Source organism: Micromonospora acroterricola (genome assembly GCF_003172955.1).
GTDB classification, from domain to species: domain Bacteria; phylum Actinomycetota; class Actinomycetes; order Mycobacteriales; family Micromonosporaceae; genus Micromonospora; species Micromonospora acroterricola.
The window spans coordinates 1-1,549 of the sequence record NZ_QGKR01000349.1 but is presented as its reverse complement, the minus strand read 5'-3'; the positions used below and the strand labels follow the sequence as shown (position 1 = coordinate 1,549).

Here is a 1,549-nt window from a genome sequence, read left to right as displayed (position 1 = left end):
ATAAGAGACAGGGCCTGCCCGGCCCGGCGCGCCGACTCGCCGGCCACGGTGCCCGCCGACGCGCCGCCGGCGTGGTCACCGTGCAGCAGCAGCACCCGAACGGAACCCCAGGCGGCCGGGACGGCGGTGCCCTGGGTGGCGGCGGCGAAGGCGACCACCCGGTCCAGCACACCCAGCCCGGCCCCGGGCACGTCCAGCGTGGCCAGCCGGTCCACGGCCTGCGGGCCGGCGTACTCGTCGGGCATCGGCAGCTCCATGCCCGGCTGGATGACCAGCCCGGTGGCCACCATCGGCAGCGCCATGGTCGGTGCGGCCCACGGGTTGCCGGGCTCCGCGTTCGGGGCGACCGGCGGCGTGTGGGTCAGCACGTCCGGCAGCTGAACCTCGGGGGTGGGCTCGACATCGACCGGCCCCGAGCCGACCGCCGCGGTCGCGGTCACGGACGCCGCTGGCGCGGTCACGGACGCCGCCGGCGCGGTGGCGACGGCGAGCGGCGCGGCCGGCTTCAGCCAGGCCGGCTGACCGGCGACCACCAGCGCCACGGCGTCGCAGGCGTCGGCCACCGCGCGGTTGGCGGCGCCGAGCGCGTCGGTGAACGCCCGGCCCAGCGGCGTCGTCGGCACCAGCGACAACCCCACCTCCGGGCTGACCAGCACCACCCGTGCCGAGCAGGTGCGGACCGCCTCGGCCAGCTCAGCGATCGTCGCGACGTCGTCCGCGGGCTGGTGGTCCGGGTCGAGCAGCACGGTCACCCAGCCGCCCAGGTCGTCCACGAGCAGCGTCTCGTTCGGTTCGGCGGACGCGAGCACGTCGGCGAGCCGCCGCGGGTCGGCGGCGGTCTCCTCGGTGGTCCAGCTGCCCGGTCGCCGGGCGCGGTGCGCCGCCAGCCGGGTCGCCCACTCGGTGTCCTCCGGGTCGCCTTCCGGAGCGGTGGCGAGGTAGCGGACCACTGGCGCGTCGGCTACCAGGGACTCGGCGAACTCGGACTTGCCGGACCGGATACCGCCGAGCACCAGGACCGTGTTCCACCCGTCAACGGACATGCCCGTACCTTAAGGCCGCCCGAGGTGCCGCTGCCTGCCGGCCCGGCTGTCGCGGTTGGTCAGTCGCAGTGCTCGAACCCGCTGCCGTAGCTGACTCCGCCGGTGGCGCCGCCCCACTTCACGCACGCCCCGGCGGCGCTGGCCCGCACCGGCCCGGCGTAGTAGTCGAACGACCCGCTGTCGGTGCTGCGGGTCTTCCCCTGCACCTCCAGGTACGCCGAGACCGTCGACTTCGCGCCGACGGCGGTGTCCTTGAGCGTCACCACGCAGTTGTTGCCGTTGCCCGCGTGGTAGAGCAGGTAGACCCGTCCCCGCCGGCCACCGTCCCCGCCGGTCAGCGTCGCCGAGTCGATCACCTGGTACCCGCTGCCGCACGCCTGCGCCGCCGTGTACGGGTTGGGCCGGCTGGACGGGCCGCCGCCGCCGGTCGGCGTCGGTTTGGCGCTGGCCGTGCCGGTCGGTGCGGCACTCGACCCGCGAGGATCCGCTGCGGACGCGGCCGGGTC

At 75.9% G+C, this 1,549-nt stretch carries 1 protein-coding gene and 1 pseudogene; both read right to left on the bottom strand.

Translation table 11 applies throughout. From position 1 onward, the window contains the following. Positions 1 to 1,043 (bottom strand): bifunctional adenosylcobinamide kinase/adenosylcobinamide-phosphate guanylyltransferase (locus DKT68_RS29250; protein WP_201749237.1); only part of this gene is annotated, 1,043 nt, incomplete at its 3' end. A 59-nt stretch (positions 1,044 to 1,102) separates the two neighbouring features. Beyond that, a pseudogene (locus tag DKT68_RS31280) lies at positions 1,103 to 1,549 on the bottom strand (hypothetical protein); the annotation flags it as partial.